21 protein-coding genes and 1 rRNA gene are annotated in these 23739 nt (G+C 42.9%); 16 read left to right on the top strand and 6 right to left on the bottom strand.

Going from position 1 to position 23739, the window contains the following annotated elements; all coding sequences use genetic code 11:
- Positions 1–61: 61 nt before the first annotated feature.
- Both nudE and fliB read left to right on the top strand, forming a co-directional pair.
- Entirely contained in the window at positions 62–613 is a 552-nt protein-coding gene (nudE, locus tag Xmir_RS02175; protein ID WP_099112822.1) for an ADP compounds hydrolase NudE, read from the top strand.
- A 572-nt stretch (positions 614–1185) separates the two neighbouring features.
- Entirely contained in the window at positions 1186–2421 is a 1236-nt protein-coding gene (fliB, locus tag Xmir_RS02170; protein ID WP_099112821.1) for a flagellin lysine-N-methylase, read from the top strand.
- A 363-nt stretch (positions 2422–2784) separates the two neighbouring features.
- On the opposite strand, the gene mrcA is transcribed toward fliB, so the two are convergent.
- A complete protein-coding gene (gene mrcA / locus Xmir_RS02165) occupies positions 2785–5316 on the bottom strand; it encodes a peptidoglycan glycosyltransferase/peptidoglycan DD-transpeptidase MrcA (RefSeq protein WP_099112820.1) in 2532 nt (843 codons plus the stop codon).
- 237 nt (positions 5317–5553) lie between these two features.
- On the opposite strand from mrcA, the gene pilM reads away from it, so the two are divergent.
- From pilM to trpS, 11 genes are all read left to right on the top strand, one after another.
- Complete coding sequence (pilM, locus tag Xmir_RS02160) at positions 5554–6387, top strand: type IV pilus biogenesis protein PilM (protein ID WP_099112819.1); 834 nt, start codon at positions 5554–5556, stop codon at positions 6385–6387.
- Entirely contained in the window at positions 6384–6935 is a 552-nt protein-coding gene (locus tag Xmir_RS02155; protein ID WP_099112818.1) for a PilN domain-containing protein, read from the top strand. The genes pilM and Xmir_RS02155 overlap by 4 nt, the downstream gene beginning before the upstream one ends.
- Positions 6925–7512 carry a hypothetical protein gene (locus Xmir_RS02150; RefSeq protein ID WP_099112817.1) on the top strand — a complete coding sequence of 196 codons (588 nt, stop codon included), beginning with the start codon at positions 6925–6927 and terminating at the stop codon, positions 7510–7512. The genes Xmir_RS02155 and Xmir_RS02150 overlap by 11 nt, the downstream gene beginning before the upstream one ends.
- Positions 7509–8633 carry a secretin N-terminal domain-containing protein gene (locus Xmir_RS02145; protein ID WP_099112816.1) on the top strand — a complete coding sequence of 375 codons (1125 nt, stop codon included), beginning with the start codon at positions 7509–7511 and terminating at the stop codon, positions 8631–8633. The genes Xmir_RS02150 and Xmir_RS02145 overlap by 4 nt, the downstream gene beginning before the upstream one ends.
- 392 nt (positions 8634–9025) lie before the next feature.
- The gene (aroK, locus tag Xmir_RS02140; protein ID WP_038237472.1) at positions 9026–9547 is read left to right on the top strand and encodes a shikimate kinase AroK; all 522 of its coding nucleotides are present in this window, start codon (positions 9026–9028) and stop codon (positions 9545–9547) included.
- Between the two features lie 45 nt (positions 9548–9592).
- A complete protein-coding gene (gene aroB / locus Xmir_RS02135; RefSeq protein ID WP_099112815.1) occupies positions 9593–10690 on the top strand; it encodes a 3-dehydroquinate synthase in 1098 nt (365 codons plus the stop codon).
- Between the two features lie 263 nt (positions 10691–10953).
- Positions 10954–11925, top strand: a complete 972-nt coding sequence (locus Xmir_RS02130; protein WP_099112814.1) for an SPOR domain-containing protein — start codon at positions 10954–10956, stop codon at positions 11923–11925.
- A gap of 85 nt (positions 11926–12010) precedes the next feature.
- Entirely contained in the window at positions 12011–12829 is an 819-nt protein-coding gene (dam, locus tag Xmir_RS02125) for an adenine-specific DNA-methyltransferase (protein ID WP_099112813.1), read from the top strand.
- A gap of 58 nt (positions 12830–12887) precedes the next feature.
- On the top strand, positions 12888–13565 hold the full coding sequence (rpe, locus tag Xmir_RS02120) for a ribulose-phosphate 3-epimerase (protein ID WP_099112812.1): 678 nt from the start codon (positions 12888–12890) through the stop codon (positions 13563–13565).
- Positions 13562–14284: a phosphoglycolate phosphatase gene (locus Xmir_RS02115; RefSeq protein WP_099112811.1), complete on the top strand. Its 723-nt coding sequence runs from the start codon at positions 13562–13564 to the stop codon at positions 14282–14284. The genes rpe and Xmir_RS02115 overlap by 4 nt, the downstream gene beginning before the upstream one ends.
- Before the next feature lie 4 nt (positions 14285–14288).
- Entirely contained in the window at positions 14289–15323 is a 1035-nt protein-coding gene (trpS, locus tag Xmir_RS02110) for a tryptophan--tRNA ligase (RefSeq protein ID WP_099112810.1), read from the top strand.
- 114 nt (positions 15324–15437) lie between these two features.
- Here the strand turns inward: trpS and Xmir_RS02105 are convergent, their stop codons facing one another.
- The 4 genes from Xmir_RS02105 to sodA form a co-directional block, all read right to left on the bottom strand.
- Positions 15438–16625, bottom strand: coding sequence for a glycosyltransferase (locus tag Xmir_RS02105; RefSeq protein WP_145956858.1), 1188 nt, complete (start codon positions 16623–16625; stop codon positions 15438–15440).
- A 299-nt stretch (positions 16626–16924) separates the two neighbouring features.
- Positions 16925–17596: a 6-hydroxyaminopurine reductase gene (yiiM, locus tag Xmir_RS02100; RefSeq protein WP_099112809.1), complete on the bottom strand. Its 672-nt coding sequence runs from the start codon at positions 17594–17596 to the stop codon at positions 16925–16927.
- Between the two features lie 103 nt (positions 17597–17699).
- Positions 17700–18095 carry an Exc2 family lipoprotein gene (locus Xmir_RS02095; protein ID WP_244170836.1) on the bottom strand — a complete coding sequence of 132 codons (396 nt, stop codon included), beginning with the start codon at positions 18093–18095 and terminating at the stop codon, positions 17700–17702.
- 140 nt (positions 18096–18235) lie between these two features.
- Positions 18236–18862, bottom strand: a complete 627-nt coding sequence (sodA, locus tag Xmir_RS02090) for a superoxide dismutase [Mn] (RefSeq protein ID WP_099112807.1) — start codon at positions 18860–18862, stop codon at positions 18236–18238.
- A 371-nt stretch (positions 18863–19233) separates the two neighbouring features.
- On the opposite strand from sodA, the gene acs reads away from it, so the two are divergent.
- From acs to actP, 3 genes are all read left to right on the top strand, one after another.
- Entirely contained in the window at positions 19234–21189 is a 1956-nt protein-coding gene (acs, locus tag Xmir_RS02085; protein WP_099112806.1) for an acetate--CoA ligase, read from the top strand.
- A gap of 169 nt (positions 21190–21358) precedes the next feature.
- Entirely contained in the window at positions 21359–21670 is a 312-nt protein-coding gene (locus Xmir_RS02080; RefSeq protein ID WP_099112805.1) for a DUF485 domain-containing protein, read from the top strand.
- A complete protein-coding gene (gene actP / locus Xmir_RS02075; protein WP_099112804.1) occupies positions 21667–23328 on the top strand; it encodes a cation/acetate symporter ActP in 1662 nt (553 codons plus the stop codon). Before Xmir_RS02080 ends, actP begins: the two co-directional genes overlap by 4 nt.
- 125 nt (positions 23329–23453) lie before the next feature.
- Here the strand turns inward: actP and rrf are convergent.
- Positions 23454–23569, bottom strand: a 5S ribosomal RNA gene (gene rrf, locus Xmir_RS02070).
- Between the last annotated feature and the right edge of the window lie 170 nt (positions 23570–23739).

Here is a 23739-nt window from a genome sequence, read left to right as displayed (position 1 = left end):
CATTAATTGGGCGCATTACTGTTTTCAATTAGCCAGCATATGACAACAATCAGGGGCAAGCATGATAGATCAGAAAAAACCTAAGATACTGAATGTTAATGACATTGCCCACTCACGTTTATTCAATATTCAATCTGTTGATCTTGAATTCAGCAACGGTGTAAAACGCGTTTATGAGCGTATGAAGCCGACTAATCGTGAAGCCGTTCTGATTATTCCCATCATCGGCGATGAGTTAATCCTTATTCACGAATATGCTGTAGGTATTGAACAATACGAGTTAGGCTTTCCAAAAGGAGCCATTGATGCCGGGGAAAGTGTTTTTGACGCCGCCAATCGGGAATTAAAGGAAGAAATTGGTTTCGGAGCGGGAAAATTGGAACTTCTGGCGAAATTGACGATGGCGCCTTCCTATTTTTCCAGCAAGATGAATATTGTGATTGCTCACGATCTGTACCCCGAACGCCTGGAAGGTGATGAACCCGAACCCTTGGTGCAGAAACGCTGGCCTGTCTCTGAAATGATGTCACTGTTGGAACATCCTGATTTCAACGAAGCCAGAAACGTCAGTGCCTTATTTTTTGCCCAACGCTACCTGCAAGCAAAAAAATAATGAGGAATTTCAGGTAAATTAATTTCCGAAACGGGTATTAAAGTTGATATTTCAATACCCGTTTCAGCAAATACGATAATAAAAAATAATCACCTAAATAAAGTAGGGTTTTATTTTATTCTTATATCTTATGATAGTTAAATAATATTCCATAAAATTTACTTACTTTATCAAAAATAATAAATAAACATATTTATTATTTTTCTTAGAATTAACTCCCATATAAAAGCATAACCTTCGTCGAAGAGTCACTGCTCTCAATTAACCCCATTGAAACAGAATAATTTTTTAATAAACGATCAGAGCATAAATATATTTTAGGTTGGATAACGAATATTGACAGGCCGTAGTGTAATTCAGCAATCTTGAAACCCGGCTCTATTCGAAATGAGGTTTCCTATACCAACATTGCGTTACACTTACCACTGCTGAACTGAGTGGCACTGTTACAGGGAGATGATTTAATGAGGTAATAAATGCAATAAATCTCAGTCTCTTCGCCCATTCCGAGATAATCCTACGTGTTACCCTGATGTATACATTCTATACATTCATCACGAGCTCTCGCTATCATGTTCATTCATAAAATCATCACGCCGATGTTTATTAAACGCTTTCAGTGTGTCGGTTCTGATTGCATTTCACATTGCTGCCAGGATTGGTTCATCAGTGTGGATAAAAAAACATATAAAAAATATCACCATGCCGACAGCATCGAAATCAAACAAGTCGCGCAGACACATGTACTGAAATCGGAGAAAAAAGGAAACTATGCCTATATCCGTTTAAATGAGCAAAAAGCCTGTCCGTTTCTGACAGAAGAGCGGCTGTGCAATATTTATTGCAAGCTCGGCCCTTCGGCGATGAGTGATACATGTCGGGAATATCCGCGTAGTGAAGTTGAGTACAGTAATGTAACATTCAAACGTCTCTCCTTATCTTGTCCTGAAGTTATCCGGCAACTTCTTTTTTCAGCAGATGCGATGCAACTGACAGAAGAAGACCATTACCTGGCGAAAGCACCGAAAAAATCGGATTTGACCGATCCTCAATACCTTGTTTACCTTTGGTGTCTAAATCTTATTCAAGCGTCATCACCGCAATTTGACGATAATCTTTATGCCACCATGCAATTACTGATTTTCCTGGAGAAAGTCAATTTTGAGATAGAAGCAAATTTCGATCGAATTCAGGGGATATTCGAATTTTTACTGGCTGCTTTACAGAATGGCGAACTAACAGAAGAGCGACGTAAGCTACCGCATTCTTCGGTGGCATTTCAGACCGCAGTATTAGGCGTATACGGTAAATTTATTTATGAGCTATCACGTGGCGGTGACTTCTTGTTATCCACGTATGTGAATACGCTTAATCAACTGGAATTGGATGAAAACCAAACGCAGAAACGAACAGAAGACAATATGGCACGGTTACGGGAGACATGGCATTTGCTGACACAGGACTCCTGTATGAAGGAACCGAGTGTGTTACGTAATCTATTTTCTTATCTGCTTTATCACAGCCAGTTCCCGCATGTTTCAAATTTTAATGGGGATGTGAAAGGGCAACATAACGCATTGACGCACTTTAGTTTATTGGTGATGGATTATTTCTATCTACGCACCAATTTATCGGCGCTCGCAATTGTGGAAAAACGGATGATGACGGAAAAAGACGTTCAGTTGATATTCAGTGCCTATTTTTCCATGAAAATGCATGTCACTGGCATCAATGATAATTTATTGACGTTGATGGAACAGTGCCAGATGAGCGATGCCTTGGCGTGTATTTGTTTATTAGATAATTGATAGGCGTTGGATGGCTAAAGTTATATGGCGCTGTTGCAAAACTCCGGTAGTTGATACGTTCAGTTGAATCATTTTTCCCGTAGCCAGATGTTTTTCACTCCATTGCTGAGTGTTATCTGATATTTCTCTCGCAACCGGGCCGGCACCTGCACCTGACGATGCCAATAGAGTGTGTCACGGGAGCAGCCAGCATGTAGTAAGGCCGAATCGGTACGGTAAACCAGAAAGTGCGCCGGAACATACTACGATAGAATCACGGTTTCCCGGTTTATCTGAAGCCAATTATTGATAATCCATTGGTAATAAAAAGCCCCGTCAGTTTTCTGACAGGGCTTTTTCATTATCTTACTGCCTCAGAATCAATCAGAACAACTCATGGCTTTCGCCATTTTCAGTGACTGTCGTTCCCACATCCGGTACAGCATATTCCGTCGGTTGTGTCCCTTCGATAAAATATTCTTTACGGGTATTTCCGCCACCGTTGGATAACTTGCCTGTCACCCGATCAATCGTGACGGATACAATACCGGCAGGCGGCTCCATCATTTTCTCAGGAACGCCTTCCAGCGCGGCTTTCATGAAATCATCCCAGATGGGTTGAGCCGTTTTAGCCCCCCCTTCCCCTTTTAATATCGGTGTGCGTCCCAAACTTCTACTGTGTTCATCGAAACCAATCCAAGCTGTCGCGACAATATCCGGGCCATAACCAGAGAACCACGCATCTTTCGAACTATTCGTCGTCCCCGTTTTACCGCCAATATCACGGCGCTTCAAATCACGGGCAGCACGCCAGCCTGTTCCCATCCAACCCGGTTCACCAAATATATTGGTGTTCATCGCATCACGCATCAAAAACGCAAGCGGTGTATTGATAACATGAGGAGCATACTGCTGGTCATTAACATTCACATTGGCCGATACCCCCTCCAGATCAGGTTGAGGCGGCAAAGCTGAATTTTGCGGCATATCAGAGTGCGTCACATTTTCAATGGAATCTTCGGACAATTCGATGGAACGCCCCGTATCACCATAAATCACCGGAATATTTTCGCATTGCGGACAGGCAGTTTTAGGCTTGGCTTCAAACAACACTTTCCCTTCATCATTTTCAATTTTGCTGATGAAGTAAGGATCAACCAAATAACCGCCATTCACCATCACCGCATAGCCGCGTACCAATTGCATCGGGGTAAAAGAAGGCGATCCCAAAGCTAAGGATTCTGTACGTACAACATTTTCCCCCGGCAAACCAAAACGCTTCAAATAATCAGCGGCATAATCGACTCCCATTGCACGCATAGCACGAACCATCACCACGTTTTTGGATTGCCCAAATCCCTGACGCAGGCGAATTGGCCCATCATAAGTCGCTGGTGAGTTTTTCGGACGCCAGTCCGTCCCGGCTCCGGCATCCCAACGGCTGATTGGTGCATCATTCAGCAATGAAGCTAACGTCAGTCCCTTGTCCATCGCGGCGGCATACAGGAACGGTTTGATATTGGAACCGACCTGACGCAGTGATTGTGTCACTCGGTTAAATTTACTCAGCTCAAAATCAAATCCACCCACCAGCGCTTCTACCGCACCGTTTATCGGATTGATGGAAACCAATGCGGCATTGACATCAGGGAGCTGCGCCAACCACCAGGTGTCGTTGACTTTTCTCACCCAAATCTGCTCACCGGCCTGAATGACCTCATTGACGCTACGAGGTACAGCGCCTTGCAGACTGTCAGTTTTGAACGGACGTGCCCAACGGACCCCTGCCATCGTCAACTCAACTTTACTGCCATCCACCCGCATCGCCTCTGCCTGATTGGCGTTGGAGGTTGTGACAACTGCCGGGATCAGAGGGCCGTATTTAGGCAAGGTTTTCAGCTTATCGATAATCTGCGCTTGGCTCCATGCCGGTTGGCTGCTTTTCCACAACACTTCCTGCGCACCGCGATAACCATGACGAACATCATAATCAATCACATTGGAACGAACAGCATCAACAGCCGCCAATTGGGTCTTGCGCGTAATCGTGGTGTAAACCTTATAGCCATCGGTATAAGCATTTTCGCCATAACGATTGATCATTTCCTGACGTGCCATTTCAGTCAGATAAGGCGCGGAGAAAACAATCTGTGGAGTATGATAACGGGCGACCAATTTTTCGTCTCTGGCTTCATCATACTGGCGCCGGGTGATATATCCCTCTTCCAACATCCTCCCCAGCACCACATTGCGGCGGTTGACTGCCCGCTCGTAGGAATAAAGCGGGTTAAACGTTGAAGGCGCCTTCGGCAATCCGGCAATCATCGCCATTTCACTCAACGTCAACTCATTGACATTCTTGCCAAAATAGACGTGAGCAGCAGCCCCGACCCCATAGGCACGATAACCGAGATAGATCTTGTTGAGATATAGCTCAAGGATTTCATCCTTCGTCAACAATTGTTCGATCTTAATTGCCAAAAACGCTTCTTTCGCCTTACGTATCAGTGTCTTCTCTGGGCTGAGGAAAAAGTTTCTCGCAAGCTGCTGAGTGATAGTACTTGCCCCTTGGGAAGCGTGACCCGAAGTCATCACAACGGAAACCGCTCGGATAACCCCGATAGGATCAACGCCGTGGTGCTCATAAAAACGGCTATCTTCTGTGGCAATAAACGCTTTCACCATTAGAGGAGGCATTTCGGATAGGGTAAGAGGCAGACGACGCTTTTCACCATATTGGGCTATCAATTCGCCATCAGCACTGAACACCTGCATAGGTGTCTGTAACCGGACATCCTTCAAAGTCGCGACATCAGGCAACTGCGGCTCGATATATTTGTATAAACCAAAAATCGAGGCGGTTCCCAATAAAATGCAAACAACGATAAGGATCAAAAAATACTTTATGAACTTCACCTGAAATTTCTCACGCCATGTTAATCGGGCAGTTTATAAACGATTAGTACGTAGTATAAAAGGCAGTACGTTGTTGTATAAAAGACTCAGTAGAAAGGACTTAGTATAAAGGTTATACAGCACCATGGATATGACCTTTCATTAATACGGTTGTCATAAATAACGACTTTCATGAACGACCACTTTGCTTTGCTTTGCTTTTAATAGCAAATAACTAGCAGATAAGGAGATCTCTGCATGTATCCATCTAAATGGTATATCGGACTGGATATCCAAGATCATTATATTCGTGCTCTTGCAGCCACTAAACGTCGTGATGGCTGGCAACTTCGACATTGCTGGCAATATCGCCTATCGAACGAAATTATCTCAGGAGGACGGCTGCAACATCCTGAAAAATTGCTTCATATTTTAATGCAGTGGAGACAAATATTACCTAAAAATATTAAATTGAGATTAGCTCTCCCTGTTCAGCAAACCTTACAGCGGCAGATAGCCTTACCCAGCCATACGGTATTGCAGGAGCCAGAACTTGGCTGGTTTGTGCACGCCAACGCCGGAAAACAATTTCCTGTCAGCGATCTTGCATTGGACTACCGGGTTCATGGCCAGCAGGTTTGCATCAGTGCTACCCGCCAAAAAGATCTCAATCTCTGGCTGAATTTATTTGAAGATATCAATTTACCCCTTGATGCAATTGATATTTCTCCCTGTGCGTTACGTTATGTTGCCAAATGCGCCGGCGTTCCTGACGACAGTTGGCTGGTTCACAAACGCACGACAGATTGGCTATGGGTCGCCCCCGCCAATCACCCTTTTAGCTACGGGCTGGTGACGTCACAATCTTATCCCCATCTCGCTCAAATCATCAGCCAGCTACCCATGACGCCAGAGACTGAAAATTATGCAGTTTATTACAGTGATGAGGAGCAAACGATGTCAGCACCACCAGAGGCTGCTAATCTCTGGCAAATTTTGGCAGCATTTCGCCATTATCACCCCCCATTACCAGAGCAAATTAAGGCATTTACCATTGCCGCAGGTCTGGCTCTCAGGCCGGATGACCAATGATACATCAAATCAATTTCTTACCTTGGCGACAAAAAAGGTTAAATCGCAAATGTCAGACATGGGGATTATTACTCTGCTTGCAAGTCAGTATATGGGTAACGGTTTTAGTGTTCATTTCTGCTCAGCAAACAAACCTAATGGAGCAATATCGCGGGAAATTAACGGAAATTAGGTATCAATTGGCTCAATTACAACAAATTATTCAAGAAACAGACCAGGCGGTGCTTCACCATAGCCAACTGACACAACAATTAAGGAAAAAACAGGTGTTCATGGAACAGAACCAACGGTATTTACAGTTATTTCGTCAACTTCCCCAAGTGTTACCAGAAAAAAGCTGGCTCACCGCATTCAGCGACGACAGTGGACGGTTAATTTTTACGGCTCACAGCCAAAACTACGCGGATATTTCCGATTTGCTGGATAACCTGACAGACAATACTGAGCTTATCAATGTACAGCTGAAAAAAATGACCACAACTGAGGATTACCTTAAGGCCTTTACTATTGATGCAGATTGGCTGACAGGAGAATCCAATGGGAAATAACTACCTTGAATGGTTTCACCGGCCTGCGTGGCTGTTAGCTCTCTTGCAGCAATTGTTCACCCTTCCATTACTATTGGGGTTCTATTTTCTTGTTTGGCAGGAAAATCAGTATGAAATTGATACTCTGCAAAACAATATTACGGAACAACAACACAGTACAAGGCTATTTCAACAGCAATTGACTGAGTTGCCGCCTCTGTCTGATATTCAACAGAAAATCCAGAGGACAACCGTGGAGCTTGGTCAAGATAATCAAATTCCCCCTAAACACACTACCGTGCTCAAACGACTGCATTCGCCACTCATTCACTCAGGCAGTCAATTGATTGAATGGAAAACACACAAAGAAAACAATCAAGTTTTCTGGCATATCATGCTGTCGCTGAATTATGTTCAATTTCTCCATTTCCTGAATGAAATTCAGCAATTGCAGCCACCATTATTAATCAAACATCTCACGATTACGCCTGCCGATAATTGGCTGACTGTCCGCATGGTTTTGTCAGATATTCCCCTGCCGGAAATGACTCAGCCAAACAGGATAAAACCAGATCCTGTCCATGAGGAGAAATCATGAACAGAAATGTTTTTATCCTGCTAGCCTTCCTGCTGTTACCCACTTTCAGTTTTTGTTTAGAAAATAGTGCATTAGAAAATAATTTATTAGAAAGCAATTTATTAGAAAACAATACAGAGGAAGAATCAACTTTCGAAATGTCAGTGAGAAACCCATTCTTGCCTCCCGTAACCCCAAAAGAGGACGATACTGATTTTTCTTTGGTCGAACATAATGAGCAAGAACAGGAGATCGAATATCAAGCAATAGCCCTGCAATATGCCGATGCAGGGCAGATTGCAGAACAATTACAGAAAAATCTTCCGGCCCTGCTGACAAAATGGGGGAAGGTTGAACACGATCCTTTAACCAACAGCTTGATATTAGAAGATAAGTTTGATGCTATTACCCGTATCAAAAATTGGCTGAAAGAAGTCGATACTCCAAAACAACAAGTACAGATTACTGCTCATATTGTTACTAGCAGCAGGGAAGCCCTGCACGAACTTGGCATTCATTGGGGCATGATCGCAGATCCACTGAATCGCTCAATAGGTCTAAATCGCTTGAACCTACATCAGCCCGCAGGTATTCAGCGCCATCGATTAGTACTGAATACTGCCCGTATCCACTCAAATCTGTTGGAAATGGAGCTAAGTGCACTGGAACAAGAAAACCAGCTCGATATCATTGCCAGCCCGCGGCTGACCGCTTCACATCAACAGCCCGCCAGTATCAAACAAGGTTCAGACATTCCTTATGTTGTTCAACAGAAGGGAAAAACAACCATTCAATTCAAAGAAGCGGTATTAGGTATGGAAGTTACCCCACATATTTTAAGGCAGGGGAAAATTCGTCTGGCATTGAAAATTAGCCAGAACGCGCCCGGCTTTCCCATAAATCAGGGAGGAAATGAAAATCTGGCCATTGATAAACAAGAAATTATGACTCAAGTTACGGTCAGAAACGGGGAAACCTTGATTCTGGGCGGGATTTTTCAACAGAAAAAAGGCGCAAACCTGCAAAAAGTCCCCTACTTATCGGAAATTCCTCTATTAGGTTCATTATTTAACCAAAAAGGAGAACAACACAGCCGAAGAGAACTCGTAATTTTTATTACACCTCAACTGAGCGATATTTAATCAAATAAAAAATATTCATTTTAAATCAAAATATTAATAAAAGTAATTGTGCTTTTTTTGTCAGTTAGCCGACCATTTTTCTTGGTATGACCTGTTTATGGATTTGACGCTGAGAGTAATTTAGCATACAAGGATTAACTAATTGAGTGAGCAGGTCTAACATCACAAGTCAGGGTCTATACATACTAGGCTCTCAATCAACCCGCAAAGCATGAGCCAGATAACAGAGACTCGTGCCAAATTTATATAGTTGCAATACAGGTTGATGTGCTGAGATAATTTTCCTATCTGATCTCACATTCTCACTCATGAGGTTTCAGTTTAGGTCCCGCGGCTAATCTGATTGGCGGGGCGGGTTATCATTAACAAATAGTCTTAGTAATACCAAAAACATGGCAGAGAAACGCAATATCTTTCTGGTTGGGCCTATGGGTGCCGGCAAAAGCACTATTGGTCGTCAGTTAGCTCAGCAACTCAATATGGAGTTTTACGACTCTGATCAAGAAATTGAGCGACGTACCGGAGCTGACGTGGGCTGGGTATTTGATGTGGAAGGCGAAGAAGGCTTCCGCGACCGCGAAGAAAAAATAATTAACGAACTGACTGAAAAACAAGGCATCGTATTGGCTACCGGAGGGGGTTCCGTTAAATCAAAAGAAACCCGCAATCGCCTGTCTGCCCGTGGTGTGGTCGTCTATTTAGAAACAACCATCGAAAAACAGTTAGCTCGTACCCAGCGCGATAAAAAACGCCCTTTACTTCAGGTTGATGCACCAGCACGAGAAGTTTTAGAAAATTTGGCTGATGAGCGCAATCCTCTTTACGAGGAAATTGCTGACGTGACTATTCGTACGGATGAGCAAAGCGCCAAAGTCGTCGCTAACCAAATCATTGAATTACTGGAAAAAAACTGATTATAGCGAGTCCGCACGGCGGCAAGCGATAAGGCGAAAGCTGATATGGAACAAGTGACTGTTACGTTAGGTGAAAGAAGCTACCCAATTACCATAGCCGAAGGGCTATTTTCTGACAATGAGGCGTTCAAGCCCCTGCAAGCTGGCCAGCAAGTCATGATAGTGACCAATGAAACGCTTGCCCCCCTGTATCTTGAACAGGTGAAATCCACATTGCAGAGAATGGATCTTCGGGTAAATGAAGTTATCTTGCCTGACGGTGAGCAGTACAAATCACTTTTTGTGCTTAATGACATCTTTTCCGCCCTGCTGGAAAATAATCATGGTCGTGACACAACACTTATCGCTCTCGGTGGTGGTGTAATCGGTGATATGACGGGATTTGCCGCAGCCAGCTATCAACGCGGCGCTCGTTTTATCCAAATACCCACCACGCTACTTTCTCAGGTTGACTCCTCTGTCGGTGGAAAAACAGGAGTCAACCATCCCCTCGGCAAAAACATGATAGGGGCTTTTTACCAGCCTGCATCTGTTGTTGTCGATCTCAGTTGTTTGAAAACACTGCCCGCCCAAGAGTTGTATTCAGGTCTGGCTGAAGTCATTAAATACGGCGTCATTCTGGACGGTGAATTTTTTCGTTGGCTTGAAGATAATATTGAGAAATTACTGGCTCTCGATAATCAATCAATGGCTTATTGCATTCGTCGTTGCTGTGAACTCAAAGCGTTAGTCGTAGCGGCAGATGAACAAGAACGCAATGGAATGCGGGCGCTGTTAAACCTCGGCCATACCTTTGGACATGCGATTGAAGCTGAAATGGGTTATGGCGTCTGGCTACATGGTCAGGCAGTTGCTGCCGGCATGGTGATGGCAGCACGGGCATCTGAACTTGTCGGCACATTCTCAAAACAAGAGACCCTGCGCATTATCCGTTTGCTTGAACGGGCAAAATTACCGATCAGCGGCCCTGCCGAAATGTCTCCTGATGCCTACCTTCCTCACATGATGCGTGATAAAAAAGTTTCCGCAGGAAAACTACATCTCGTGCTACCCACAGCTATTGGGGAGGCAAAACTTCGCTCTGATATTGGGCAGGAAGTGATACTGGATGCCATTCGCCTATGTCAGCCATCCACCAGCTAATTCCACGATTTTATCCATAAATTTCAAGTTGCAGCTCAGCAGTGAGTGAAAGTTATTGTCAAAACAGCAACTTGAAAGATGAAGGGAATATCTGGATGTGGCAAAATTCTCTCTGAGGATAAAAGCTGAATGATGAATCATTCTCTAGCTGTTATGCTATAAGATAGCTACATTATCAGACAGAACTTTATCGGTTTTAGTTAGGTCAGACTGCCAAACCTCTTAAATAACAATTGGCAGTATTATCTCTGTCGGGAGGGCATATGGACGAATTAAAATCAGAAAACAAAAAACAAACAGAAAACGAATTTAAGCCTGATACGTCTGATCGCAGCCCTCAGCGATCCAGAAAACAATCTAATCAACCCAAACTGGCTGTATCTCGTCAGCAAATGATGATTGGTGTTGGTATTCTGGTACTTTTGCTTCTGATTATTGCTATCAGTTCTGCATTAAAATCACCCACTGAGCATGAAAAACAGCAATCTTCAGATGCAACGGAAAAGAGTATCGATCTCTCTGGATCTTCTTCACTTTCCCCTGATACTCAAAATAGTGAACAGCCTGAAGATAAGGCCCCCCCAGCTCATGAATCCTCAATCAATGGCCCTCGTGAAATCAGCCCACCGCCAGTGAGTAATACTCCAAGTAAAGATCTTGCTCCAGCAACCGGAACGGGTGGCTACAACCAACGTATAGAATTGCCCGGTGACATCACTGATGCGTTGAATCAGCAGCAAAGCAACATTAATAACGCAGTACAAAAAAACCTGACGCCACCACAGGTCAAACCAACCGCTACTCCGTCAGCTGAACAGAAAAAAATGGAGAAAATGGCACCTCCTAAAATAGAAGATAAGAGAAGAGAGGAAAGCCAGTCTAAGGCAGCGACTAAACCTGCCACGGGCAATAATCAGGCTACTCACAATAGTCACGTTAATACAAAAAGTGCCGGTGGCGACTTACTAAAAGCCCCAGCAAACCGATTCACTCTCCAGCTGAGCAGCGCGAGCCGCTCCGATACCTTGATTGCTTTCGCGAAAAAACATAACCTTAATAACTACAAGGTTTATGAAACCAAACGTGATGGTAAGGCATGGTTTATCTTGATTCATGGTAACTACGGTTCAGTTTCTGATGCTAAAATCGCCATTTCCTCACTCCCTGCGGAAGTTCAGGCTAAAAAACCGTGGGTCAGAAAACTACAACAGGTTCAGCAAGATCTGAAAAGATAAAACTATTTTGATTAGGCGCTGATATGCTGTCCTAAACAGAGTACAATCTGCGGCTCTGAAATTATTGAATAACTAATTTGACGGCATGAAAAAAAAACGCGCTTTCTTAAAATGGGCCGGTGGAAAATACCCCTTGGTAGATGATATTAAACGTCATCTGCCAGAGGGCGATTACTTGATTGAGCCATTTGTTGGCGCAGGCTCGGTATTCCTGAATACCGATTATGATTCTTACATTTTGTCAGATATCAATAGTGATCTGATCAATCTGTACGACACCGTAAAATCTCGTGCGGATGAGTTTATTAATCATGCCCGTCCACTATTTTCATCGGAATTCAACAACTCCGAAAACTTCTATCGCCTGAGAGAAGAGTTCAACAAAAGCAAAGATCCCTTTCGCCGCAGTATGTTGTTCCTTTACCTCAACCGACACTGCTATAACGGTCTTTGCCGGTATAATTCACGGGGTGAGTTCAACGTTCCTTTCGGGCGCTATAAAAAACCTTATTTTCCTGAAGATGAGCTTTACTGGTTTGCCGAAAAGTCCCAGAAGGCGACTTTTATCTGCCAACATTACGAAGTCGCACTAAACAACGCGCCAAAAGGTTCGGTGGTTTATTGCGATCCACCGTATGCGCCACTCTCGGCCACGGCTAATTTTACAGCCTACCATACAAATAGCTTTAACCTTCTTGATCAGGAAAATCTGGCACAAATCGCCTATTATCTCTCGTCTCAACAAGGCATTCCGGTGCTCATTTCCAATCACGACACGCCGATGACACGAGATTGGTATCATCAGGCTTCCCTTTACATTGTTAAAGCCCGCCGGACAATCAGTAGAAATATTCTTGCCCGAAGTAAAGTTGATGAGCTTTTGGCGTTATACTGCCAGAAATAAGTGAGGCTTCCTGTCCCTGAAATAACAGGGATAAAACAATGAATTGGAGAAGATAATAATGAAGAAAGACTTTCTGATCGCCCCATCCATTCTATCCGCAGATTTTGCCCGATTAGGTGAAGATACCGCTAAGGTTTTGGAAGCAGGTGCTGATGTTGTGCACTTTGATGTCATGGATAACCATTACGTGCCAAATTTGACTATTGGCCCAATGGTCTGCCAGGCGCTACGCGATTATGGTATCACCGCACCAATTGATGTTCACCTGATGGTAAAACCGGTTGATCGAATTATCCCTGATTTTGCCAAAGCTGGTGCTACCTATATTACTTTCCATCCCGAAGCGAGCGAACATATCGATCGCACCTTACAACTTATCAAGGAACATGGCTGTAAAGCTGGCTTGGTTTTCAATCCTGCTACGCCTCTCAGATACCTTGATTATGTATTGGATAAACTGGATGTGATTCTCCTGATGTCTGTTAACCCAGGCTTCGGCGGTCAGTCTTTCATCCCTGAGACACTGAACAAACTACGTCAAGTACGCAAAATTATTGATGACAGCGGGTACGATATCCGTCTTGAAGTTGATGGTGGCATTAAGCCTAATAATATTGCCGCGGCTGCTCAGGCTGGTGCTGATATGTTTGTTGCTGGCTCTGCTATTTTTAGCCAGCCAGATTATAAAGCTGTTGTTGATGAGATGCGTCGCGAATTATCAAAGGTAGCGCCATGACAAATAACGTAGTAGAAGGAATTCGTGCCATCGCATTTGATCTGGATGGCACACTGGTGGACAGTGCCAGCGGTCTGGCAAATGCGTTGGATCAAGCCCTGATTGCCAAGGGCTTGCCCGCTGCGGGCAAAGAGCGAGTTGCTATTTGGATAGGCAACGGGGCGGATGTCATGGTTGAACGCGCACTAAAATGGGCGGGTGTTGAAGCTTCTCCTGAATTGCACCAAGAAACCCGCAAACTGTTTGATGCGTTTTATGAAACCAGCGTCACCACAGGCAGCCAACTGTTTCCTCATGTAAAAGAGACGTTGGCAGAACTGGCAAAACACAATTTGCCCATGGCGATTGTCACTAATAAGCCCACACCTTTTATTGCCCCATTGCTGGAATCATTGGGTATCAGTGAATACTTTTCGTTGGTGTTGGGCGGTGATGATGTTAAAGAGAAGAAACCACATCCTGCACCGCTGTATCTAACAATGGGTATGTTTGGCCTACATAAAGAAGAATTGCTTTTTGTGGGTGATTCTCGCAATGATATTTTGGCAGCACAAGCCGCAGGCTGTCCTTGCGTTGGTTTGACCTATGGATATAACTACGGAGAATCTATAGCATCAAGCCAGCCAAATTACGTATTAGACCATTTTCCGGATCTACTTCCAACGATTGGACTATCCACTTTGAAACTATTATCCACTCTGAAAAGACAGGAAGCTTAATAAAATGAATGAACCCACTGTAATGAAATCGAACTCCCAAAAACCTATTGTATTCAGCGGCGCACAACCTTCCGGTGAATTGACCATCGGTAACTATATGGGGGCATTGCGTCAGTGGGTAAAAATGCAAGATGAATATGATTGCATCTACTGCATCGTTAACCAGCATGCCATTACTGTGCGCCAAGATCCCGATGAACTGAGAAAACGCACTCTGGATACGCTGGCGCTTTACCTTGCTTGTGGTATCGATCCAAAGAAAAGCACCATTTTTGTTCAGTCACATGTTCCACAACATACTCAATTGGCCTGGGTACTGAACTGCTACGCCTATTTCGGTGAACTCAGCCGTATGACTCAGTTTAAGGATAAATCTGCCCGTCATTCAGAAAACATTAATGCGGGCCTGTTTGATTATCCTGTTCTGATGGCCGCTGATATTTTACTTTATCAGGCCAATCAAATCCCTGTGGGCATTGACCAGAAACAGCATCTTGAGTTGACCCGTGATTTGGCACTGCGTTTTAACGCCTTATATGGTGATATCTTCACTGTCCCAGAGCCATTCATTCCAAAAGAGGGCGCTCGCGTGATGGCATTGCAAGATCCGGGCAAGAAAATGTCGAAGTCGGATGATAACCACAGTAACTTCATCGCATTGCTTGAAGATCCAAAATCTGTCGCCAAGAAAATCAAACGTGCCGTTACAGATTCTGAAGAGCCACCTCGTGTACGTTATGATCTGGAAAATAAACCTGGTGTTTCTAACTTGCTGGATATTCTTGCTGGCGTAACAGGCAAAACTATCCCTGAGTTGGAAGCTGAGTTTGAAGGCAAAATGTATGGCCATTTAAAAGGGGCGGTTGCTGATGCCGTATGTGAAATGTTAACTGGCTTACAAGAGCGTTTCCACCATTTCCGTAATGATGAAGCCTTGCTTAACCAAATCATGGCAGAAGGGGCAGCTAAAGCTCAGGCTCGTGCTCAGGCAACTTTGGATAAAGTTTATGAAGCAGTAGGGCTTATTGCTCATCCGTAATCATGTTATTCATCGCCAAAGGTGATCAATAGATCGCCTTTGGCTTTTTGGTGGTTTTCTTTGGCATATTCATAAGACCTTCGAACATAAAGTAGAAAAAAATCAATAAAACGATTATTTTTTATTTTTCACCGTTGCCCAATCAGCTTTAGTATCAACCTTTTTAAACATTAAATCTAAGCCACTATTCATTTGCCAATTTCTGGGAGGACTAATAAAATCAATTTCATGTTGATTATCCAACTCTTTATTTTTAACTATAGAAAAAAGCTCTTGATAAGACTGTGGCCCTGTCATATCGACAGTTAAATCAAGCCGGCGACATCTACGATACGAAGGTGTGTTCATAGAAGGTAAATGAGGAACAATTCCCGTTCTCCATTTAGAGCTTAATGTTTTATCCTCTTGATTATAAGAATACTTTTTAATATTACAGGCAATAAAAACTAAAAGAGCCATGATTTTTTCTGATCGGGGTTGTGCAGCAATAATGCCATTTGAAAACTCATTATAAACTAATTTTTTTATTCTACAGGCATCGAGATATCTTATATTCCATTTTTCATCACTCTGGCTTACTCTTCCCCATCCCATTCCATGACAATCACCAAAACCTATATCCGATTTAAGCTCTAATTTTTCAAACCTTGCTCTTCGGTTAAAGCGTTTTTCGATAGGTAAATTCTGACCAAAGCAGTAAGATTGCATATATTTTATATCTGAATCAGTGAGTTCAACATCAACATCAAGATATATCCCACCTTCCATATACAAAATAACCAAACGCGCAATATCACTGGCAGAGGCATAGTTTTTAAAATCACCATGTAACTGAAGATGAAATATATGATGTAAGAAACGTATTACCTTAGAATAATCATTAGAACGCACACCAGAACTGGTTGGATGAAATACCCGATGTAAAAAATTCATTCTCGTAGGGTCATTATTATAACGTACACCAAGATTGGTTAATTCAGCTCTTTTCTTCTCATACAAATCACGTGTAAAATCTGTGTCAATAAGCGATGAAGAGTGATTTATTAAGAAATTAAATGCCGTTTCAATATCTCTATATACAAATTGATTTCCAAATAACTCCCCAATATCAAGAACAGCATCATTATACTTAAAAGTAAGATTTGTTAATCTATTCAATATTAATGATTTAACATTTTTCAGCCCCCAAATATTAACTTCAAAACCAGGATTCTCAGATTTTATTGCAATGATACGCCTTAAATCTTTCTCGGAAATTTTACTTCCAACCCAAAAATAATGAATTTTTTTTGGAATCTTCATAAATACCCCTTCATAATAATTAATATTTTAATGTTGTTTTACTTTAATATTCCCGTAATATTATTAATCCGTATGGAGAATTCATTTTAATAATCTTAGAGTATACTTTTGTGATATATATCACAATAAAAACCTATATTTTTACTCTAATATGTAAACATAACCTATTTAACAATAAGAATAAATGCAAAGAAAAAATTTAAAAGATAAAAATAAATATGACGATAACAAGAATATAGTTACCGTCTACGGGATTATAATAGCATATTGTTTAATGATTCTTTAAAATTAAAAGAATTTTACTTTCCAAATAAACGACGACTGAAATCTTCAATTTTTCCATGCAATATCCGTTGCTGCATCTTCAGGTTCCAACTGGCGGATAACCCCGCTGCTCTCATTAAACGTTGATATTGTTCTTCATCAAATGGACTATGGAAAGCAATGGAGATGGCTTCTTTAACAGAAATATCACTATTGCGACTCAGCAATCTTATCGGTTCACTCACGCTGACAAAACCAGAAGAAATAACACGATATAGCCAACCACAATATCCACTATCTTGCATGATGGCAGAAAAGTTATTAATTCCAGTAAGATGATTGAGTTTATAACAAGGAGCGCGGGGCTGTGTGACCTGAATCAAAACGTCTCCCCACTGGAATATATCCCCAATATAAACATTTTCTTCCGTCATACCTTCCGTAGATAAGTTTTCACCAAACAATGGTGGTGAGAATAATTCTGTTAATTCAGGAAATTGCCTTTTCCAAAAGAGATAATGTTCCATAGGATAATGACAAAGCGCGCGATCAGGCCCGCCATGAAAACGGGTTTCTGCCTGTTCATCACCTTCCAGACCAAGAGAGGTAAGCTGTAAACGGCCATTCACCAGCAGTTTGTTAATTGCACTGGAACCCCATTTTTCGGAGGAAATTATTTTGCCTCTATATACCTGTAGGTAATACATCTCTATTCCTCCTCAATAGACGAGTATAAATATTACCCTGAGCGGATAAACGCGGCAAGCCTCACTTCAATTCACGATGGAGGGAAATTTCCCCCCCAAAGCATTAATTCCGGCCTTCGTAACCGTCTGTATAAGTGGCAGAGATGGCTTCAGACATGGCCTTGAGCCATTTTGGTGAAGCAGTCTCGTTGTAAACCTTACCTGCAAACCATGATTTTCTCTGAAGAGAGTTCAGAAACTCATCACTGCTGAAGTAACTTACACGTTGCTGCGCATCTTCCGGTGTCACTCCGGCTTCCCTGTCCTTTTTACCCAGTTGCCAGAACTGTTCAAAATAAGGTACAGAAAGCTGGATGCTATCGTATATTTGAGTTTGGAAATTGGGGTCAAAATCGTCGTTAGAAGCATAAATGAAATGCTTGGCGTTGCGTTCAGCACTACTCTTTGGTTGTGAGCATCCGACCATGAGAGAGGATACGATAAGGGTTGCTACTATCATGACAGCGTTCTTTTTCATTATTGCATGGTGCCTTTAATCGTGAAGCAGAAAGAATGCTAAATAATAAAGAAAAATTATGAATAATAAAAATGCTGATCACTGTGGTGACCAGCATTATCAAGAGAGGAGTTTTTTAGCACTTATTTAATTTTTTCTTCGTAACGTCTTGCAGCCTCATCCCAGTTAACGACATGCCAGAATGCTTTAATGTAGTCGGGACGACGGTTCTGATACTTCAGATAATAAGCGTGCTCCCACACATCCAAACCCACAATCGGGTAACCAGAAGCACCTGCGATCTCTTCACCCATAAGCGGGCTATCCTGATTGGCCGTTGAAACAACCGCCAGCTTGCCACCCTCTTTCAGCACCAACCATGCCCAGCCAGAACCAAAACGCGTGGCTGCCGCTTGTTCAAATTTTTCTTTGAAGCTGTCGATACTTCCAAAATCGCGCTCAATAGCCGCTTTCAAAACACCAGACAATTCAGTACCCAATTTTAAGCCTTTCCAGAACAAGCTGTGGTTTGAGTGCCCGCCTGCATTATTGCGAACAAAAGTACGCTTATCAGCAGGCACTTTATCAAGATGCTGGACTAGGTCGTCAATATCCAGCCCGCTTAATTCAGGGAAAGCCTCCAGAGCTGTATTCGTGTTAGTGACATAAGTCTGATGGTGCTTGGTATGATGAATTTCCATCGTTTGTTTATCGAAATGAGGCTCTAGAGCATCATAAGAGTAAGGCAGAGAAGGCAGTGAATAGCTCATGTCATATCTCCAGTTGTTAAAATATATAAAACTCACACTTTGTAGACAGGATGATTATTATAGTGAATTGAATGATAATGAAAATGATTATCAATTCCATGTATTCACTATGGTTTTCTTCTATAGGCTCGCGTTTCATACTAGAATTAAACTGAAAATCTAAACAAAATCGACTTTATGAAATTTTTAACCACAGATATAACTGACAACCTTACTTAACTTCACCCAATGACACTGCACTAAATGATCATTCCATGAAATTCATTCTCTTTATTGCGTGATCTTCCGCGCAAAAAAGAAACAAAAATTCTCCTTGCACTTTAGTTAACGTTGTTTTGACATAGTATTAACAATTGCAAGGAGATAAAAATATGACTCAAATAATCAAGCACCTTATTCCTGCTGATATTGCAGATACGGCCCTGATAAGCAAACAACAATATCGACAAGACTACCAATGGTCGCTACAAGACCCTGAAGGGTTTTGGGGTGAAAAAGGTAAAATAGTGGATTGGATAAGGCCCTACACCAAGGTCAAAAACACGTCTTTCGACCCAGGGCATATCAATATCCGCTGGTTTGAAGATGGAACACTGAATTTAAGTGCCAACTGTCTCGATCGCCATCTGGAAGAGCGTGGCGATCAAACCGCCATTATATGGGAAGGAGATAATCCAGCAGAATCCCGACACGTTACGTATCGCGAGTTACATTATGATGTCTGCCAGTTCGCCAATGTTTTGAAAAAACTGGGCGTCAAAAAAGGTGATGTTATTGCTATCTATATGCCTATGGTGCCAGAAGCTGCTGTTGCAATGCTGGCTTGTGCCCGTATAGGAGCAATTCACTCGGTGATTTTTGGTGGCTTTTCTCCGGATGCAATTTCAGGCAGAGTTATCGATTCTAATGCCAAGCTTATTGTTACCGCAGATGAAGGTTTGAGAGCCGGTCGCACGATTCCATTGAAGAAAAATGTCGATGAGGCACTGAGCAATCCTGCTGTGACGAGTGTCACTAATGTGGTTGTCTTCAGACGCACAGGAAATACCAGCAACTGGCATGACGGCCGTGATTTATGGTGGCATGAGCTTATCGAAAATATCAGCTCAGATTGCCCTGTTGAAGAGATGAATGCTGAAGATCCGTTATTCATCCTTTATACCTCTGGTTCAACCGGTAAACCCAAAGGCGTTCTGCATACGACCGGTGGTTATCTGGTCTATGCTTCCCTGACGTTCAAATACGCGTTTGATTATCGTCCCGGTGAAATTTATTGGTGCACAGCCGATGTAGGCTGGGTCACAGGGCATAGCTATCTGCTCTATGGCCCATTATCCTGTGGTGCCACGACCTTAATGTTTGAAGGCGTTCCCAACTATCCCGATGTTAATCGCCTCTGTCAGGTCATTGATAAGCATCAGGTTAATATTATTTATACTGCACCAACTGCCATTAGAGCATTGATGGCGGAAGGCGATAAAGCCATAGAAGGAACCAAACGCACGTCGCTACGTATCATGGGTTCTGTCGGTGAACCAATTAACCCGGAAGCATGGGAATGGTATTACCAAAAGATAGGGAATAGTAAATGCCCTATCGTGGACACATGGTGGCAAACTGAAACAGGCGGATTCATGATTACGCCATTACCCGGTGCGACCGATCTCAAAGCAGGCTCCGCTACCCTGCCTTTTTTCGGCATCAGCCCGGCATTGGTCGATAATTCAGGAGAAATCTTAGAGGGAGAAAATGAAGGCAATCTCGTTATCACGGACTCCTGGCCTGCACAAGCACGTACTTTATTCGGCGATCATGAACGTTTCGAACAAACCTATTTTTCCACCTTTAAGGGAATGTATTTCAGTGGCGATGGTGCCCGGCGTGATGAAGATGGCTATTACTGGATCACAGGCCGTGTCGATGATGTTCTGAATATTTCAGGTCATCGCCTAGGAACCGCAGAAATTGAATCAGCGTTGGTTTCCTATCCCAAAATCGCTGAAGCGGCCGTTGTTGGTATTCCTCACCATATCAAAGGACAAGCTATTTACGCTTATGTCACGCTAATTCATGGTGAAGAACCTTCCCCAGAACTGTATACCGAAGTCAGAAATTGGGTTCGTAAAGAAATAGGCCCGATTGCAACACCCGATATTCTTCATTGGACGGATTCTCTCCCTAAAACGCGTTCCGGAAAGATCATGCGGCGTATTTTACGCAAAATTGCTTCTGGTGATACCAGTAACTTAGGAGATACCTCCACACTGGCTGATCCGGGCGTTGTTGAAAAACTACTGGAAGAAAAACAATCCATAAAGATGTCATAAAACATATATGCCGCCGCAAGGCGGCTTGAATGACGTATCGCCAAAAGTACATAACTGCTCAGGGACGTGGCTAATAATCATGAATTCTCTCGGAAACGGCCACCTCGTATCTGGCATTCCATAATGTAACTTAAGGTGTGTCGTTTAAAATCAACAAGGAGATACTCTGATGAATACTGATATTTATCAAGAGATTGAAAATAATCCCCGCTTTAAGGAGTTGATTAAAAAGCGAGGACGTTTTGCCTGGTTGTTATCCATCATTATTTTAGTGCTTTATGTTAGTTTTATTTTCCTTATTGCCTTTGCACCCGAATGGCTTGGAACACCTCTCAATGAAAGCACGAGTATAACTCGCGGTATCCCCGTAGGTATTGGGATTATCTTTGCTTCTTTCATATTGACGGGGATTTATGTTGTGCGAGCGAATGGTGAATTCGATCGCCTGACATCCACTATTCTCAATGAGGTGAGAAAATGAAAAAAATTGTATTGTTAGCAATACCGCTATTTTCTTTCCTCTTTCCTATCTTAGCGCAAGCAGGTGCCATTTCAGGTAATGTAGAAAAACAACCCCTGAATATTCAAGCAATTGTCATGTTTATGTTATTCGTCGGGTTAACGCTTTTCATTACTTATTGGGCCTCAAAACGGACCATTTCACGCTCAGATTATTATACCGCCGGTGGGCGTATTACCGGTTTCCAAAATGGAATGGCGATAGCGGGTGACTATATGTCAGCAGCCTCTTTTCTGGGCATTTCTGCGCTAGTTTATACCTCCGGTTATGACGGGTTGATCTATTCCATAGGCTTCCTCGTTGGCTGGCCAATTATTCTCTTCCTTATTGCTGAGCGATTAAGAAATCTAGGGCGTTATACCTTTGCAGATGTTGCTTCTTATCGGCTAAAGCAACGTCCTATCCGGACGTTGTCCGCCATAGGTTCACTGGTTGTTGTCGCGTTATACCTGATAGCCCAGATGGTGGGGGCAGGAAAACTTATCGAATTGCTATTTGGATTAAATTACTACGTTGCGGTTGTTTTGGTCGGCATTCTAATGGTGCTTTATGTACTGTTTGGTGGGATGCTGGCAACAACATGGGTTCAGATTATCAAAGCAATCCTGCTGCTGGCAGGAGCAACATTTATGGCTCTGATGGTCATGAAAACAGTAAATTTCAATTTCAATGAGCTGTTTAAAGAAGCCATTGCTGTACATTCTCTTGGCCCTGCAATCATGAGCCCTGGCGGATTAGTGTCTGATCCTATATCCGCTCTCTCTTTAGGACTGGCATTAATGTTCGGTACTGCCGGATTACCGCATATCATCATGCGATTTTTTACTGTTAATGATGCCAAAGAGGCCCGTAAAAGCGTTTTCTATGCCACCGGTTTTATTGGTTATTTTTATATACTGACGTTTATTATCGGGTTTGGTGCAATCTTATTGGTCAGTGCTAACCCTTCATTCAAAGATGAAGCTGGGGCATTAATTGGTGGCACGAATATGGCTGCTGTCCATCTGGCAAGTGCCGTTGGCGGTGATTTCTTCCTTGGCTTTATCTCTGCTGTTGCTTTTGCCACTATTTTGGCTGTCGTTGCCGGATTAACGCTAGCTGGCGCCTCAGCGGTTTCCCATGATCTCTATGCCAATGTCATTAAACAGGGTCAGGCCAATGAACGTGATGAGCTGAGAGTGTCAAAAATTACTGTCGTTATTTTGGGTATCGTTGCTATCGGGCTGGGAATTTTATTTGAAAAGCAAAATATAGCCTTTATGGTTGGTTTGGCTTTCTCCATTGCTGCAAGCTGCAATTTCCCTATTATTTTACTGTCGATGTACTGGAGCAAGCTGACAACACGAGGAGCTTTAGTTGGCGGATGGTTGGGATTAATGACAGCCGTTGTATTAATGATCCTCGGCCCAACAATCTGGGTCAGTATTCTTGGCCATGAAAAACCGATTTATCCTTATGAATATCCCGCTCTATTTTCTATGTTCATAGCATTTATCGGGGCGTGGTTATTTTCGATCACTGATACATCGAAACAAGGCCAACAGGAAAGGGAAATGTTTCGTCGCCAGTTTATTCGTTCACAAACGGGGATTGGAATTGAAAAAGGAAAAGTACATTAATCTAACATATTAATAAATAAATGATTTTACTAAGATGCCATCGTTGATCTTAGAATACGATATTTAATTTTCCCCAAATGCAAAAAAGCCACCCGGTTAAGGGTGGCTTCTCTGGCTAATTGAATGTCTGGCAGTGTCCTACTCTCGCATGGGGAGGCCCCACACTACCATCGGCGCTACGGCGTTTCACTGCTGAGTTCGGCATGGGGTCAGGTGGGACCACCGCGCTGTTGCCGCCAGACAAATCCTGTATTCAATCCCGAACAAGCTGCGCTCTTGCGTTAATTTGAAACTGTTATCTCTCTCACCCTCACCCAAAACACCTTCGGTGTTGTCAGGTTAAGCCGCACGGTTCATTAGTACTGGTTAGCTCAACGTCTCGCAACGCTTACACACCCAGCCTATCCACGT

The organism is Xenorhabdus miraniensis, from assembly GCF_002632615.1.
Note: the sequence above shows the minus strand (reverse complement) of the source record. Positions and strands in the feature narration are given on the sequence as shown.